At 67.9% G+C, this 17113-nt stretch carries 11 protein-coding genes; 7 read left to right on the top strand and 4 right to left on the bottom strand.

What is annotated here, in order from left to right; all coding sequences use genetic code 11:
• Positions 1–181: 181 nt before the first annotated feature.
• The 3 genes from HRU76_07935 to HRU76_07945 all read left to right on the top strand — a co-directional run bounded on the left by HRU76_07935 (position 182) and on the right by HRU76_07945 (position 3413).
• Positions 182–1225, top strand: a complete 1044-nt coding sequence (locus HRU76_07935) for a hypothetical protein (GenBank protein QOJ17511.1) — start codon at positions 182–184, stop codon at positions 1223–1225.
• 119 nt (positions 1226–1344) lie between these two features.
• Entirely contained in the window at positions 1345–1647 is a 303-nt protein-coding gene (locus tag HRU76_07940) for a hypothetical protein (protein ID QOJ17512.1), read from the top strand.
• 71 nt (positions 1648–1718) lie between these two features.
• Complete coding sequence (locus tag HRU76_07945; GenBank protein ID QOJ17513.1) at positions 1719–3413, top strand: hypothetical protein; 1695 nt, start codon at positions 1719–1721, stop codon at positions 3411–3413.
• Here the strand turns inward: HRU76_07945 and HRU76_07950 are convergent.
• Positions 3405–3575, bottom strand: coding sequence for a hypothetical protein (locus tag HRU76_07950; GenBank protein QOJ17514.1), 171 nt, complete (start codon positions 3573–3575; stop codon positions 3405–3407). The genes HRU76_07945 and HRU76_07950 overlap by 9 nt on opposite strands.
• A gap of 197 nt (positions 3576–3772) precedes the next feature.
• Here HRU76_07950 and radA point away from each other — a divergent pair, with 197 nt between their 5' ends.
• The 3 genes from radA (at position 3773) to HRU76_07965 (ending at position 8785) form a co-directional block, all read left to right on the top strand.
• Positions 3773–5356 (top strand): DNA repair protein RadA, encoded by a 1584-nt coding sequence (gene radA / locus HRU76_07955; protein QOJ17515.1) that lies wholly within the window; start codon positions 3773–3775, stop codon positions 5354–5356.
• A gap of 404 nt (positions 5357–5760) precedes the next feature.
• On the top strand, positions 5761–7095 hold the full coding sequence (locus HRU76_07960; protein ID QOJ17516.1) for a hypothetical protein: 1335 nt from the start codon (positions 5761–5763) through the stop codon (positions 7093–7095).
• A 265-nt stretch (positions 7096–7360) separates the two neighbouring features.
• Entirely contained in the window at positions 7361–8785 is a 1425-nt protein-coding gene (locus tag HRU76_07965; protein ID QOJ17517.1) for a hypothetical protein, read from the top strand.
• A gap of 30 nt (positions 8786–8815) precedes the next feature.
• Here the strand turns inward: HRU76_07965 and HRU76_07970 are convergent, their stop codons facing one another.
• Positions 8816–9589, bottom strand: a complete 774-nt coding sequence (locus HRU76_07970) for a type II secretion system protein GspG (GenBank protein QOJ17518.1) — start codon at positions 9587–9589, stop codon at positions 8816–8818.
• A 336-nt stretch (positions 9590–9925) separates the two neighbouring features.
• Between HRU76_07970 and HRU76_07975 the strand changes: the two genes are divergently transcribed.
• Entirely contained in the window at positions 9926–10666 is a 741-nt protein-coding gene (locus HRU76_07975; protein ID QOJ17519.1) for a hypothetical protein, read from the top strand.
• Positions 10667–10685: 19 nt separating this feature from the next.
• Here the strand turns inward: HRU76_07975 and HRU76_07980 are convergent, their stop codons facing one another.
• Positions 10686–14105, bottom strand: a complete 3420-nt coding sequence (locus HRU76_07980) for a UvrD-helicase domain-containing protein (GenBank protein QOJ17520.1) — start codon at positions 14103–14105, stop codon at positions 10686–10688.
• On the bottom strand, positions 14102–17086 hold the full coding sequence (locus HRU76_07985; GenBank protein ID QOJ17521.1) for a PD-(D/E)XK nuclease family protein: 2985 nt from the start codon (positions 17084–17086) through the stop codon (positions 14102–14104). Before HRU76_07985 ends, HRU76_07980 begins: the two co-directional genes overlap by 4 nt.
• Positions 17087–17113 lie beyond the last annotated feature (27 nt).

The raw sequence follows: 17113 nt of genomic DNA on the forward strand, positions 1-17113 counted from the left end.
TGCGTTGAAGGTCGGCGAGCGGAGAGGGAAACAGGGGGAAGTCATCATTCTACACCTGTTCCAACCCGCTCGTCCTCTGAGACGGCGTCTGGTGAGGGCTCCGCAGAGGAGATCAGAGAATTTTCCCGATTCTATCAGATTTCGCTAGCCCCCCGCCCACCCCCTGTTAAACTGGTTAAAAATGAAGGATATGCGTCCCCAGCGGCTTCTACTCCGGATCACATCTGTCATCGCGGTGTTCGCGATCACGAACACTTCGAGGATTCAGGCCGCCGCACCGCAGCCGCACTCGGATGACTCGAACGGTCCCGATATCGCGATCGAGTTCTACGGATTCCGGGTACTCGTTGATTCAACGGATGAGAGGGAACTTGACGCCGTTACTCGCGAATCACTCCTCGCGATGGATGAGGCGTCGAGGCCGAAGGGCTACTACTTCGACGGCTTGATCTGGGGTCGAAAGGACAAGGATGGATCCGTGACGTATGCGGGACAGTTCCACGATCCCGTCCGCGAGAGTAGAGCGGACTTCGAGTTCTACCACCGCGTGGATACCGAAGTCTCGCCGATGTTCCCCCCCTCTGCCACTGTATTTGGAAGGAGTTCGGAATTCGCGTATCGCGGGGATCCCCGCCGCAACGTCATCTTTCGTTTTCGAGATGATCCGCCGCATCCAAATTTCCAAGCCGACATCGATAAATTCGATGTGTTGTTCGGGCTCTCGACGCACCCGAGCGCATTTTTCCGTCATCGGTGGGGTGATGCAACCCGTGGATTGAGGATTGAGGCGACCGAATCGACCAAGAGCGACGGCAAGCGGGTTGTCGAACTTCGCTCGATTCACGCTGACCAAGGAATGCACGCGCGCTTGACGTTCCAAGCCAACGCGGGTGCAGACGAGTTGCCGTCGTGGTGGTCACTCGATCAGATCCTCGCCGGCGGGGAGACGATGCGCTGGACAATCGTGCTTCGCAAACACTCGCCTGGCAATCGTCTTCTTCCAACACGGCCGCACGACGTGATGAGAGTCCATGCGGACGTTCAGGGCATGGACGATCCACCCTTGGCTCGTCTGGGGGGCGGCCTGATTGGGAATGGCCGCATGACAGAGGATGATCTCGCATCAGTTCGGTCTCAACGGCAACTGATCGCGGTCGGCGTGGCACTCTCAGTGTTCTACTGCTTCTGGTTCATCCACCGCAGGAAGGAGCACTCATCATGTTGACCTCTCGTGTCGCGCACCTCTCGCCCGTCTTGGCCGTCGCACTTCCCTTCATGACCGCGCAAGGGCCACCGGGGTCAGGCGTCGGCTGCTATCTGGTCAAGTGGCAACAGGGTGGCTGCGTGGCTGAAGACCTGTTCGGTCCGGAACTCATCTGCGCCGAGGCGTGGGGGCACCAGTGGGTGGTTTACCAGGAGTCCAGGCAGGTTTGTTCCACAGACTTCGTCGGGCAAGGCAAGGTCAACTGCATCGATACGCCAACGCAGGAGCAGGGTGGCGAACCTTGGCACCCTCAGAAGCAGTGGTACAGGTGCGATGGAGCCGGCCAGATCATCGAGTGGTACAAGGAGGATCACCTCCAGGTCACCTGCGTCAACGCGATCTACGGCACTCCCGCGCCGGCAAACTGTGAACGAACGGGCTGAGGATGGCCGAACCGCCTCGGAGATCTCGAGCCAGTTTTCCATGCCGACTGTGCTTTGGCATCGTTGGGGTCGTGCTCATGCTGGCGGGTATCGCCAAACTTGTCGATGCGAGCGATTTGGTCCGTGCCATCTCTTCTGTCGGGATTCGCACGCACGTCGAGTTGGCGGCTACGAGTCTCATCGGCCTCGAGCTTGGACTCGGAGCAGCGTGTGTATTGGGGCTTCATTCGCGAGCTCTCGCCACGGCGACGCTCGTCACCCTGATGGTGTTCACAGCTGGTTTGATCGTACTCCGGTTGCGATCAGGTCACTCGACCTGTGGGTGTTTCGGTGCGATCTTCGCGGGCGCCGGAGGAGAATCATTTGGATTTGCACTGTGGCGAAATGCGATGCTGATCGGACTGGTGGCCGCTCCAGGCACGTGGGAGGCGATCAAGCGGCGCGCGAGTTCGAAGACCGGCTCGCAGGCCAAAGCGGCCGCCCCGCCCATCATCACCATGAGTGTCCTGCTGCTGGCTTCGTTGTACAGCCCCACGACGACCGCACAGTTGAGTTCGATGTACTCCCCGTGGCATCCTCACCTCGAACGGCCATTGCGGACATGGTTCACACCGGCGATCGTCGAGGAGATCGTCGAACGGGCGCGGCTCGATGAAACTCAGGCGATCCTGGCGAGGCATCTTTTCACCGAGCACCAGGCGCGCATGCTGGCGTTCAGGGAGCAGCATGAGGAGGCCTGCGGTTTTTCCAGAATGGCCGAGGACTGCGAGGCGCTCTTGAAGTTGAGGGGCGAAGACCGCATCGAGGCGCTCATTCCGCTGGCGGACCGCGAGGCGAAGTTGGAGTCGATCGCCGATGCGCAGGCGGCGCTTGAACAGCGATTCGTCGACGAAGTCAGGTCCCTGCTGACGGACTCGCAGAAGGAGTACTGGCCGATTGTCTTGGAGTGGCTGCACCGAAGGCGCTGGCTCGCGATCGGCAGCGGGTACCCCGGGGACCGATTCGACCTCTCATCGCTCGTTGAAGATATGAAACTGATCGAGTCCGATCTGGTGGTGCCACCGGAGCAGTTCGCCGCGGTTCTGCAATCGCACCTGTCGATGCTGGATGCCGCCATTGTGGAGCAATGTAAATTTGCGATCAAACAGGCCCGCGGCGTCCTGCGGTTCGAGTTAAGGCGCGAGCGAGCGAATCGGCCCATGAAAGTCTATGAGCAGGGTGTCCACGTCGACACCGTTTCGCCGGATCCCGGATTCCGCGAACAGGTCGTTCAGAACCTCCGAACCGCACACGAATTGGCGAGGCGTGTCCACGATTGCCAGATCCGGATTCAAAACGTGATCATCGCAAGTCTCGTGCCGCAACGCGCCGAGGAATTCAAGTCACTCTATTACGATCGCGTCATCGAACAGCCACCGCCCCGGGCCAAGTCGTACATCGAGTCGCTTCTGTCAATGGAGTGGCTGGATGATGATCGGCGCGACGCCCTTGTCCGCCTTCAGTCGAACTGCCTTGCTCGCTTTCGGCTTTATGCAATTGAATCGCACGAGATCGCTGAACGGCAAGCCGAAATCCGCTACTCCAATGACGAGATTCGAAGCGCCAACGATCCGGGTCTCCTCGAATCAGCCGCCTTGACTCTGCGGATCAACGCATTGGGAAGTCGGCGCGCCCAGGACGATGATCGCACCATGAAGGAGGCCTTGGCGATGTTCACGGTTGACGAACATGCCCTGCTGCCTCCCGCGCCGTTCTGGTCAAAATGAGCGACAGGACGGGTCGTGTCCCGCAGCAAACCCGCCGCGATGGGTCTGGCGGTAGTGCCCATCCACGTACTGGATGAGGATGGCCTTGGTGGTGGTCGATCCGCAGTCGGTGGCGAGGATGACCTTGATGGCGTCGGGGTTGAGTTTCGGGGCTGGGTGCATGGTCGATGATTGCGACGAGAGGGATCGAGTGCCCGCCGACCGGGTGTGAGCGGTGAAACGGAGGGGAGCGGCGATTCTAGCCGGACGATGGGGGTGGGCGGGGGTCGTCTCGCCCCGCGCGGGCGCGTTGTGTCGCGGCCGGCGCATTGATGAGGATCAACCGTCCCAGTCGCGGGGTGTTCGGCTACATTCCCCGCATGGCGAAGCCACGCGTCAGTTACCTCTGCCGCCAGTGCGGCGGTGTGCAAGCCCAGTGGATGGGCAAGTGCCCGGACTGCGGCACGTGGGATGCGCTGGAGAAGTACATTGAGCCGAAGGCCGCGAAGTCCGGGGCAAGCGGAATGCTCGCGGATGAGGCAACCGGCGAACCGGATGATCGCGCGGCGCGCCCTCCCGTGGCCGAGCCCCTCACCGCGGTGAAGGCGGGTGAGGTATCGCGGCTCTCGACGGGCATCGGCGAGCTGGACCGCGTGCTGGGCGGCGGGCTGGTGCCGGGGTCCGCCGTGCTGGTGGGGGGCGACCCCGGCATCGGCAAGTCGACGCTGCTTCTTCAGGCGGCGGCGCGGCTGGCGGAGAGTCCGGGGGAGGGTCCGGGGAAGTCGCGCTCGGCGGGGAGATCCATCCTCTATGTCAGCAGTGAGGAGTCGGCCTATCAGACGCGGCTGAGGGCGGAGCGTTTGTTTGGTGATGGTGATGGGGAAAAGGAAGGCAGGCGGGGACGCCTGCCCCACTCAGAGGAGACAGAGGATGGGTTGTCAGGTCTCGACAACCTCTATCTGCTGGCGGACACCAACCTGGCCCGCATCATCGAGCAGGTGCGGAAAGTCAACCCGGCGGTGGTCATCGTGGATTCGATCCAGATGATTCACCGTCCGGACCTGGAGGCCGCCCCGGGGTCGGTCGCGCAACTTCGGCGCTGCTGCCTGGAGCTGGTCCATCTGGCCAAGGTGTCGGACATGGCGGTGATCCTCGTGGGGCACGTCACAAAGGAAGGCATCCTCGCCGGGCCGAAACTGGTCGAGCACCTGGTGGACACGGTGCTGTCCTTCGAGGGTGATCGACATCACGCGCACCGGGTGGTGCGGGCGATCAAGAACCGCTTCGGCGCCACGCTGGAGGTCGCGCTCTTCGAGATGACCGGTTCGGGACTGAGGGAGGTCGAGCCGGGGGCGATTCTGCATGACCTGGGGCAGGGGCCGCGGCCCGGCTCGATCGTCTGCCCGGCGATGCACGGCTCCCGCTGCCTGCTGGTGGAGGTGCAGGCGCTCACCGCGCCGGGGTTCCTGGGTAACGCGAGGCGGAAGGCCTCCGGGCTGGATGTCAACCGGCTGGCCATGCTCATCGCGGTGCTGGAGAAGCACGGCGGCCTGCGGCTGGCGGATCAGGACGTCTTCGTCTCGACCACGGGCGGGCTGAAAGTGGCGGAGCCGGCCGCGGATCTGGCGCTCTGCCTGGCCATCGCGGGGGCGTTTCAGGGTCGGGCGATCGGCGCCGGGGAGACGCCGACCGCTGTCGTGGGCGAAGTCGGGCTGGGCGGGGAAGTGCGGCGAGCGCCGTCGATGGAAGCACGGCTCATGGAGTGCGCCCGGCTGGGGTATCGGCGGGTGCTGACGCCGCGTTCGGTCCGCGATCTGCCTCGCGTGAAGGACGTGGAGGTGGTGGCGGTGGGTTCGGTGTCGGAAGCGATGGAGCATCTGGACGTGGCGGCGTCGGTGACGCGGGCGCGATCATCCGGCCGCGGGTCGGCGGTCCCGGCATCGACCCGGCGCGACCCCCCGTGATGGGGGATTGGGGCGGGTGGGGAAGGCAAATCTCAGAAAATTGTGGAGCGGAGTTATCGGGACTGACCTGTGGACAACTGACGATCCCGGGGACGTGCAGGTCGCGTCGGTCGGTCGGCGCAGTTTCCGCAAGATTGGTCCTTGCAATGGTTTACGGCAACGGCCCGAGGTCTGAACGCGAATCGTCAAGATTTTTGGTGGGTTTTGTTTGCGTTCGCTGGTCTGGCGTGTTGACCTCGGTATGATCTTCGCGTCGTGGAATCGGCGGAAATCTGCCGATAATGCTTCAAGCACGTTCGATTCGGGCCTTGGTGGCTCGAGTGGAAGTCGAACGGGTGGATGATGTGGATGCCGAGGCACCGGGTGGTGCGGGCATCCGGACAGGTAACAAGGAGAGTCCAAGAATGAGTCTGACGAAGCGAGTTGGCCTCGTGGCCGGTGCCGCTGCGCTGACGCTCACTGGCGCCAGCTATGCCGGCACGGAAACGACGGACCAGGATCTGCGTGCCCGCGTCGCCCAGATGGAGGCGGAGCTGGCGAAACTGAAGGCCCAGGAGGGCTCGAACTGGCTGACCGAGCAGCGCGCGACCGAAATCCGCGCCCTCGTGCAGGACGTTCTGGCCGATGCCGACACCCGCACCTCGCTGCTCCAGGGCGGCACGGCGGGCTGGGACAACAACTTCTTCCTGGCCAGCGGCGATGGCAAGTTCCGTCTGAACATCGGCGGGCAGCTCCAGTTCCGCTGGATGTACAGCAACCAGGACGACGAGGCGTCGGAAGACACCAGCCGTTCCGGCTTCGAGAACACCCGCACCAAGCTGGTGTTCTGGGGCCACGTGGTTGACCCCGCCTGGACCTACAAGGTCGAGGGCGACTTCAACAGCCGCAACGGCGGCGGCGGCTCCTTCACCCTGGAGGACGCCTGGATCAACTACAACTACGACAACGGCTGGGGCGTGAAGGTCGGCCAGTTCCGGTCGCCGGCCCTGCGCGAGGAACTCGTCCACAGCAGCATGCAGCTGGCGGTCGAGCGGTCGGTGCTCAACAGCGCCTTCACCGCCGGCATGACCCAGGGCATCATGCTCCACTACACGGGCGACAACTTCCGCATGGCTCTGTCGTACAACGACGGCGCCCGCAGCGCCAACGGCGCGGCGATGGCCTACGACACCGAGTGGTCGTTCTCCGGTCGCGGCGAAATCCTCTTCGCCGGCAACTGGAACCAGTTCAACGACTTCACGTCGTGGAAGGGCGAGGAGTTCGGCTTCATGCTGGGCTTCGCCGCTCACTACCAGAGCGCTGAGTACGGCACCGCCGCCACCAACGAGCTCGAAGTCCTGGGTCTGACCCTCGACGCCTCTCTCGAGTTCGGCGGCGCCAACCTGTACGCCGCGGTCATCTGGACCGACCTCGACAACGACAACGGCATCGACGCCAACCCCTGGGGCTTCCTGGTCCAGGGCGGCATCTTCCTCACCGACGATGTCGAGCTCTTCGGCCGCTTCGAGTGGGGCGATTCGGATGATCTCACCTCCGAGGATCTGATGATCGCCACCATCGGCTTCAACAAGTACTTCTCGAAGCACCAGATCAAGTGGACGACGGACTTCGGCTACGCCTTCGAGCCCGTTGAGGCCGCCTGGCTGGCCAACTCCGACGGTCGCGAGGGCTGGCGGGCCGACGGCGCTGACGAGGACGGTCAGTTCGTCATCCGCACCCAGCTCCAGCTGCTCTTCTGATCGAGCCGCTGACGGCTGAGAGGGTCATCCACCCGGCGAGTCTCATTCGGCCACGGGTTGACCCACATCCGAATGAGGTTCCGACGACTCAGTCGGCCGGCCCCCACGGGCCGGCCGACTTCTTTTTTCCCTCACCGACCTTCCCACCCGTGGGCCGCTCGACTTTGGACGATTCGGCCCGCCCCTGCCGATATGACCCACGATGCCGCGCACTTCCGGCGCGGCGCGATGCCCACGGGCCGGGGCGACCGGCAGGAGAGCACGGATGAGCCGACAGGCGAAGGCGCGACAGTTCGCAATCCCGGCCTTGTTCGCGGCGACGGCCGCCATTCCCGCGGCGCTGGCCTGGGCCGAACCCCCCACCGGCGACGACGTGCGCCAGCTGCTCGACGAGGTCCGTCGGCAGCGCGAGGAGATTCGCACCCTGCAGGCCGAGGTCGCCACCCTTCGCGGCATGAACGATGAGCAGTGGCTCACCGAGCGCCGGGCGCAGGAGATCAGGGCCCTCGTGTCGGACGTGCTCAACGACGCCGGCACGCGCGAGTCGCTCCTGCAGGGCGGCATGACCGCCGGGTGGGACGAGAACTTCTTCATGAGCTCCGCCGACGGGCGCTTCCTGCTCAAGATCGACGGACAGATGCAGTTCCGCTGGCTCTTCAATCACACCAACGACCCCGACCGATGGCGGCAGGGCTTCGAGAACACCCGCACCAAGCTCACCTTCCGCGGACACGTGTTCAATCCCGACCTCACCTATCTCGTGCGCATGGACGTGACGCGCAACGAGCCGGAGCTGGTGACGGGGCTGTTCTTCCTGCAGGACGCCTGGGTGCGCTGGCAGATGAACAACGACTGGTCGATCCGGGCCGGTCAGTTCAAGGCGCCCTTCAACCGCGAGGAGCTGGTCTCCAGCGCCTATCAGCTGGCGGTGGAGCGCACGGTGCTCAACGAGTCGCTCAACCTCGGACGCACCCAGGGCGTCGAGATGGCCTTCGCGGGCGAGCACTTCCGCTTCTCCTTCGTCACCGGCGACGGCGGCACCGACAGCGTGGGCGGCTTCGGCCTGATCGAGCCGGGCGGCAAGGCCATCAACACCAACGCCCTGCTGGCGGACGTGGAGTTCGCCGTGCATGGTCGCGGCGAGTGGAAACTGGCCGGGGCGTGGGACCAGTTTTCCGACTTCACCAGCCCCATCGGCGAACCCTTCGCTCTGATGCTGGGCGCCGCCGCCTTCTACCAGAAGGGCGAGCACGGCGAAGCCGCCGCCTCGCGCACCGAGGAGGACTGGTGGGGTTACACCGTTGATCTTTCCGCGGAGTTCGGCGGCGCCAACCTCTACGCCGCGTGGATCGAGCACCGCATCGAGACGCCCACCTTCGACGTGAAGGGCTACGGCTTCGTGGTGCAGGGCGGCGTGTACATCACGCCCAAGTGGGAGGTCTTCGGGCGATACGAGTGGGGCAAGCTCACCACCAACCTCGCCGACACCTTCTTCGACACCCTCTCCATTATCACCGCGGGCGTGAACTACTACATCGACGGGCACGACGCCAAGCTGACCGTGGACGTGGGCTACAGCATGCGCGAGATCGATTCCGCCTGGGACACCGACATCGCCGGCTGGCGCACCGACGCCGCCGGCAGCGAAGGACAGTACGTCGTCCGCGTGCAGTTGCAGCTGCTGTTCTGACCACGGGGCGCGGCTTCCCGGCGGCGCGGCCTACTGATTGTTCGCATCGTCCCCACTGGCGCCGGTTTCTCCGGCATGGGTCTGGCCATCGCCGCCGATGCGGTGCGTCTGGCCATCCACGTCGACGGTAATGGAGCCGCCGTCGCGCCCGCCGCGGATGTTGATGCGCTTGTCGCCCACGCGGAGCTGGACGGCGCCGCCCTCGCCGCCCGAGACCGAGACGTTCCCATCGAGGCCCCAGACCTCGCCCAGGCGGCTGAGGCGGATGTCGTCGAGCGTCTCGGGGCGTCCGTCCTCGCCGTCGGAGATCACGTCGAAGCCCATGTCCAGCTCGTCGTCGAGAATGTAGCGATAGGTGCGACCCCACGGGTCCACCAGGGCGTCGGCTCGAAGTCCGTGCAGGATGGTGAGCGTGGCGGGCAGCACCCCGTCGTTCTTCTCGCGGTAATCGAGCACCTGGGCCGCGATCTGGGCCATGTCGGCGGACACCTCGACCTTCTCCGCGTTGGCCAGCGTGAAGGCGAGCACCCCGATGCCCAGGATCGCCAGCAGGGCGGCCCCGAAGATCAGGAACAGGATCAGTCCGCCGCACGTGCCCAGGAAGCCCAGCACCACGCCGGCGATGGCCAGGCCGCGGGGCGGGCGGCCCAGGGCGACCAGCCCCAGAATCAGCCCGATCGGGGAGAGCAGCCCGCCCGTGAACAGCCCGATCAGCGAGCAGACGAACGCCGCCACGCCCAGGCCGTTGGACGGGGGGGCATACGCGGCGGGCGGACCGTACGGGCCGGGAGCGTAGGTGGACATGGTGGACCTTCCGTCAGGGTGCGAGCGTGATTGTGCGTCCCCAGCCGCGCCGCGTCAATCAGTCCGAGCGCTTCGTAACCTTGTTCGGAGCGGGAGGAAGGGACTTTCGGGCGCGCGGGAGAGCCGCGGGGCTTTCGGATGCCGTGCTCGTCTGACGCTTGTGGCAGGACCGCAGCGAAAGTCCGCTTCATGCGTTGCCCATCCCTGTCGATCCGTGGCCTTGCGCCCATGCCGAACAAAAACCTGAAAAACATGTCGTTCGGGACTTGACCGGGTGTCGCGGCTGCGGCACAATACCGAACAGATACCGCCCGAATGGCGGTTCGGGAGCCAGCCATGCTCAGCATTCCGCAGATTCGGCACCTGGTCGACGCCCGTGCCTACGAGCGGCTGATCGACCGCGTGCTCACCAGCGGTCGCAGCGGCAACCTGTCGGTGCGTCTGCGTCTGGGCGCGCCGCAGGCCCAGCCGCCCGCCGCGCTGGGGCTCGCGCTGCAGCGCGTGGTGGAGCTGACCTACGGCCCTACGCCCCTGGCGGCGGATCTGGCCACGCGGATCATCCACCTGCAGCGCGCCGACGGCCTCTTCGGAGGGGAAGCGGCTGAGAGCGACGCGCCGCCGGAGTCGGGTGATCGGCACACCCTCACCTCGACGCCGGAGGGTGACCGGCCTGTCGGATCGGTCGGCGGCGTGAGCGGGTCGTTCGCATTCCCCGGCGGGTCACGGGCGAGCGCGGCGGCGTCAGGGGCGGAGCCGGTCTCGCCGGCCGCCACCGCGGCGGCTCTGCGCGGGTTGATCGAGCATCGGCGCCAGCGGGTCGAGTCCGGCGCCGCGCCCGACCCGGTGGTCGAGGCATCCATCGACCGGGCGCTCTTCGCCCTTGCCCAGCGTCAGCAGTGGAACGGCCTGATCGGCGAGGACGCGGTGGAGGGGGCCATCGTCCTCTGGCAGCTGGGCGGCGTGCCGCGATTCCGTCAGGCGGTGCGCTTCGCCGATCTGTGCGAGGCCGTGGACACCGTGGGCGAAGGCGTCGTGACGCACGAACTGGCCCGACTGGCGCACGCGATGGCCGCGTGAGCAGCGCCTGCTGTTGGTCCTACGTCACCGGGGTCACGACGCCCGGATGGACGTAGACCAGCACCAGACCCACCGCGGATTCGTCGATCCCCAGCAGCGACGCGGCGGCGGCGCGATAGTCCAGCATCTGCCGCCGGTAGCGGGCGGCGTGGGCGGTCGCTTCCGCCGCATCGACGGCGTCGGTCTTGAAGTCGATGACCCGCGCCGCCACGTATCGGCCCGCCTCGTCCTGCGTCGCTTCCAGTCGGTCGATCGTGCCCTGCTGGATGACGCCGTCGTGCTCGCGCACGAACCGCCGCTCGCGCCAGACGCGGCGGACGGCGGGGTGAGCCGCGACTTCCGGGTTCCGGGTTCCCGGTTCCGGGCCGACGGCCGACGGCTGATGGCTGACGGCTCGCTCCAGCACCCCGCGCACGGGCGGCTTCTCCAGCGCGGCGCGGAACGAGGCGATCGACCGATCAATCCACGCTTCGCCGCGCCGGGGCAGGACTCGCGCCACGATTCGCCGCAGCACGGCGTCTTCCGGAACTCCATCCTCGATCCATTCGACCTGCTCGAACATCGCGTGCATGGCGGTGCCGAGGTCGAGGGCATCCTGATCCGGCAGGCGGAACGGCTCGGCGCTCGTGGACGGGGGGACGAGCGTTTCCGTCTCCGCGGAAGGGCTGGCGGCGGACGCGACGGCGGCGCGTCGGGGGGGCGCCAGCGGAATCGCCGTACTCGCCTCGTCGAGCGCGTCGGGAGACGCCGCCATCGGTTCCCGAGTCGCCCTCGCGCGCGCCAGGTGATCGAGGAAGCCGGGGTCGCCTGACTCATGCACGAGTTCACCCGGCTTGCGCCCGCGGTCCGGGGCCAGGGCCGCCAGCAGCAGGGCGGCGTGGGAGCACTTCGGGGCGCGCTTCACCGGGCCGTCGATCAGCATGAACAGTCCGCCGATCGCCCGCGTCATCGCCACGTAGAGCACGGCGAGCGACTCGCGCGCCAGCCGCTGCTTCGTGGATTCGTGCAGAGTCCGCAGGTCATCGAAGTGCCCCCACTGATCCTCCGACACCCAGCGGGTGATGCGCGTGACCGGCCCGCCCGGCCCGGACCGCTCCACCGCCACCAGCGCGTTGTCGGTGCGGATCAGCCGGCCATCAAGATCGGGCAGGATGACCAGGTCGAACTCCAGTCCCTTGGACTTGTGGATGGTCATCACCTCCACGCGCGCCGACATGGGATCGGCGACGGCGGTGGTCTCGACCAGCCGGATGAAGTCGTCCAGTCGCGGCGTGGGCCGGGCGTCGAACGCGGCGGCCAGTTCGACCAGCTCGTGCAGACGCCGCAGCTCGCGGGCGTCGCACGATGGCGCCAGCAGCCGCACCCAGCGGGCGATGGTGCGCGCCAGGCCGTGCTCCAGCACCAGGCGTCGGATGTGGCGGGAGAGCGCCGCGGCGCGGGCGGGAGAGGGGAGCGCCGCGCTGCGAGCACCGCGTGGTGCGTGCTGAGTGCTCAGCGGCGAATCAGCCGCCGGCGGCCGGTCGTCGCCTGTCGGCGTGGGCGTCTGACCGTCGGCCCCCGATCTCCGATCTCCGATCTCCTGCTCACCCCCGGCAGATGGCAGGCGGCTGGCGGCTGATGACGCCCCATGCAGCACCGTCCACAGGGGCGAACTTCCCACGTGGAACGACGCGATGGTGTGATCGGGATGCTCCGCCAGGCGCAGGGCGTCGAGCACGGCGTTGACGGGCGCGGCGTCGGTGAGCGGGCCGCCGCCCCGGCCTGTGGCGCGCACGCCCATCGAGGTGAGTTCGTTGAGAATCCGGCCCACGGCCTTGTTGGATCGCGTCAGCACGCCGATCGAGAGTTCGGGTTGCCGCCGGTGCAGGTCGCGCGCCAGTTCCGCCGCCTGTCGCAGTCGCGCGGGCTCAGCCCGTTCACTGTCTTCCACGGCTCGGCAGACGCGCAGCTCCACGCGCCCGGGCAGACGCCGGTTCTTCTCCACGGCGGCGTGCTCGTGGAACGTCGCGTCCCACGCGGCGGCGGCCTCGGCGAACTCGGCCATCACGGGATTCGACGCGACGGCGGTGAAGACGCGATTCACCGCGTCGATCACCACCGGCGAAGAGCGCCACGACCTGTCCAGCGAGTCGGACCGGATGGACGGGAACAGGTCCGGCAGTCGCTCCAGCAGGTCGGGCGCCGCGTCGCGCCAGCCGTAGATGGACTGCTTGACGTCGCCCACGCAGAAGAAGGTGCGCGAGCCGTCGTAGGTGGCCAGCACCTCGCGGGCGATGGGCATGAGGGCCCGCCACTGCTCCACGCTGGTGTCCTGCATCTCATCGAGCAGCAGGTGCTGCACGCGGGCGTCGAGCCGGAAGTAGATGTCGTTCAGTTCCAGGGAATCGGCGCGCCCGGCGATGGCCGCGGTCAGGTCGCCGAAGGTGATGGCCCGCGCCGCCCGCCTCGCGTCCAGGGCGGCGGCGTCGTACCGCTCCAGCAGGTCGCGCGTGGCCAGGGTGCGCGAGCGGATGGCGTTGCGGACCACGGCCCGCGCGTGCCGGATGAGCGGCGCGTAGGCGTCCACCAGCAGGCGGTCGATGGGTTTGCGGTAGTACACCGCTTCGCGGAGCGCGACGGGTTTCGCCAGACCGCTGTTGAGGAACGTCGCCCAGTCATCCGCCAGCCCGGGGGCGCAGGCGGCCAGCTGCGACAGGTTCTTCTCCAGCGCGGCGCGGTGACGCTTGTCGGGATGCGCGGCGTGCTCGCCGGCCGCCTCGAGCGACGCGACGGCGCGCCGCAGCGCCTCGTCATCCAGCGTCGACGTGTGTGGAATCGTGTCCCATGCCTGGCGCGGGGCCTCGACGAAAAGCCCGTGCAGGCCCGTGACGGCGCGCTCGATCTCGTCCATCACGCCCCGGTCGGCCCGGCCTTCGATGAACTCGCGCAGCAGGTCGATGAGCCGCTGGGAGTCGCCGTCGGCCAGCATCAGCCGGATGGCGTCGCGCGTGAGCAGGCGCTCGCGCTCGCCCTCGACGATGTCAGGCGCGGGCGGCAGGTCGAGCGAGAGCGCAAAGCAGCGCACGATGCCCGCGAAGAAACTGTCGATGGTGCGCACCTGCAGGGCGTGCAGGTCGCGCGTCAGCGATCCGAGCAGACCGCGCAGGCGCGCGGGCGACAGGTCCGGGTGCGGCCCGTCATCGAGTTCGACCTGCATCGAGGCCGCCAGCGCGTCGCGCTCGCGTTCATCCACGCACGCCCTGGCCAGGCGGGCGAGGATGCGGTCGCGGATCTCGCCCGCCGCGGCGCGGGTGAAGGTGGTGGCGAGGATCGAGCCCGGACGCGCCCCGGCCGCGAGGAGCGCCAGGTAGCGGCTGCTGAGCCGGTATGTCTTGCCCGAACCCGCGGAGGCCAGGATGCTCACGTGCCCGGCGCCGCGGGCGGATGCGGAAGCGCTCATGGCTCGTCCCCCTCCGGGCCGGCGGCCTCCTCGTCATCCGCGTCGTCCTCGGTGACGGCGGCGAAGACCGTGGCGTGACAGATCGCCGCGAAGGGGTCGGGCGAGGGCGGCGTGCGGCTGATCGGAAACCGGCCTTCCCGCACCGCCTTCACGATGCGCCGGGCTTCCTCCACCGCGTCGGCCCGTTCCTGCGGCGACCACTCGGCCACGAGCAGCCCGGCGTCATCCTGCCGGCGGGGCAGCACGAAGTAGGCCAGCCGCGTGGACTGGGGCGTCGCCCCGGGCTGGACGAACGTCCGGTACAGGTGTTCATACAAGGGCAACTGCAGGTCGGTCCACCGACCGTCGCGCCGCGGGCCGTGGGTGCGTTCGGGCTTCTCACCCGATTCCGACGACTTGTAGTCGATGAGCAGCCATTCTTCGCCGCGGCGATCGACGCGGTCGATGCGGGCGGTGAGGGGCATCGGCTCCTGTCCGGGCACGTCCAGCACCGCGTTGTCGGGCAGTGGGAACTCGACGCACTCGATCTCCCACCCATCGCGCCGATGGGCCGCCTGGGCGCGGGCGAAGGCCTCCAGCCGCTGCGTCAGGCGCGCCAGCTGCACCCGAACCGCGGGCATGGGGTCGTCACCATAGGTCGCGCGGGCGCGTTCTCGAAGGGCCTCGCGCAGCGCCTCGGCGATGGGCTCGGCGCGGGTGGCGTGACGCAGCGCCTGGTCCTCGCCCACCAGCCGAAGCACGCCGTGCAGCAGCGAGCCGAAGTGCAGCGGGTCGAGTTCATCCGCCCGGTCGCCCGCTTCCTTCAGCCCCAGCATCTGCCCGAGCCAGAAGCGGTAGGGGCAGGCGAGATACGCCTTGAACTGCGTGACCCGCAGACGCGGCACGTGAATCGGACCCGCGGGGGGGTCGGGCACGACGAAAGCCGAACCGGCGCCGGCCCGCGGCGCGCCCAGCGGCGCCGGCCACGACCGCGCGTGAGCCCCGTCCGTCAGCAGCAGCACGCGCTGGGGCAGCTCCTGCGGCGGCACGGCCAGCAGCAGGCGGCTGGGCGGAAGCGGCTCGCCCTGAGCGTCGTGCCTTCCGAGAATCACGGTGAAGGACGCGCGCGATCGACGCATCGCCTCCAGCAGGTAGGCGTCGCGCGCCAGGCGGCGGCGATTGTCGAGCAGACCCAGCCGCCCGCGCAGTCCGTCGGGCAGGAAGGGATCGGCGGTGACCGCCGCGGGCACGCGCCCGTCGTTGAACCCCGTGACGATGACGTGCTCCGACGGGTCGAGGTGCAGCTCCAGCCAGCCCACCGCGTCGATCTGCCCGGCCCGCACGGGCCAGGGCGCCGACTGACGCGCCGCGATTGACAGCGCCAGCCGCAGCGCCTGGGCGCCGGAGACCCGCGCCTGCAGGAAGTTCGGAATCTGACGCAGCGATCGACACGCGTCGCGGATCGCGTCGCCAGCGGCTCGCGTGGTCGGGTCGAGGTCGAACCCGACATACACGCGGTTGAGCACGGTCATGATGGCGCCGGTCCAGTCGCCGAGCGCGGCGGGGGGGCCGTCGATCGATGCGCTGAGCGAGGCGACCGCCTCGCGCACGCACCGCAGGCGATGCTGCGTCGCGTCATCGCCCGGGGGCTGGCCATCCAGCCGATCGTGCAGGTGATCGGAGAATGACTGGTCGAGGAGCGACAGGATGCCGCGGCGCTCGGGGCGGCGGGGCGTCTCATCGGTGTTGTGGTCGTGCGACACTCCCGTAGCGGCTTCGTCTTCCTGGTCGTCCCCCGGATCACCCCCGCGGCCGACGGCGGACAACTCACCATTCAGCCAGCGCTCCATGTCCGGATGCCTCACCAGCGCGGCGAGGTGCGCGAAGCGCGGTTCCGCCAGCCAGCGCTGCAGCGCATCGAGCAGGCGCCACGGTCCGGTGCGCTCCAGCGGTGTGCCGGGCGCGAGATGGATGAACAGGGGTTGTGTGCATTCAGTGTTCGGCTGACGGCCGACGGCTGATGGCTGATGGCTGATGGCCGCCACCTCCTCCGCGGCGCGCGAGATGGGTTCGCCCAGCGATTCATCGCCAAGCCCGATGATGACCTGGTCCGGGCGCAATCCGTCGGTGCGCCTCGACAGGGCGGCGAGGGTCCGGATCGCCGCCTGCGCCTGGTCGCGCGGTCGGTCGCACAGGATGATCGACTCGCGCGGCAGGTCGATGGTCGCCTCGGCCCACGGCTCGGGGCGCACGCAGCCGAGATCATCGAAGCGATCCGCGAGCGACGGCGGTGCGTGGATCAGGGCGTCGGCGCGGTCCGCGAACGCGGTCACGACGGCCCGCTGCACGCGAGTCAGTTCCGCCACGCCGAGCAGGACAAGCCGCGCGGGCTGCGGTGTTTCCCGCGTCGACCGGGAGCCGCCACGCGACAACCGCTCCATTACCGCCTCATCGGGATCCGCCAGCCCGCACGCGGCGAGGTGCTCGATCACTCCGGCGCGCAGGGCGTCGAGCGTCCGCCAGCGCGTCACTTCGGCGTCGAGAGCGAGTTCCTCGCAGGCCTGGATCACGCGGTCGAAGGCGACCTGTTCGCCGCCCAGTTCGCGGTGAATGTCGGCCAGCATCGTGGCGATCTCGTGCCACCCGGGGTGGTCCGACTCGTCAGGCGGGCGGCGCATCAGGCCGCGGGCCAGGTCGCGCCGCGTTCGCAGCACGTGCATCCACGCGAGCACGCGCTCGATGTGGGTGGCGACCGGGCGATCGAAGCCCAGCGCCGCCTCCGCCAGCGCGCTGGGGGTGACGACGCGGGGCGGGGCGAGCGGGATCGACCGGTCCCGCGACGCTTCCAGCAGCGTTCGCAGCAGCAGCCGTCCGGCCCGGGCGCCGGGCGTCACCACCAGCCACTCGCCCAGTTCTCCAGGCGTGTCCGCGTGGTCGAGCAGCCACGCGCCCGCCTGCGGCAGGCAGGGTTGCGACCAGTCGAGCCAGTGACGCCGGATCATGGCCGCATCGTAGCGACCGGGCGGCTC

It is taken from the genome of Phycisphaeraceae bacterium (genome assembly GCA_015709595.1).
Classification (GTDB): domain Bacteria; phylum Planctomycetota; class Phycisphaerae; order Phycisphaerales; family SM1A02; genus CAADGA01.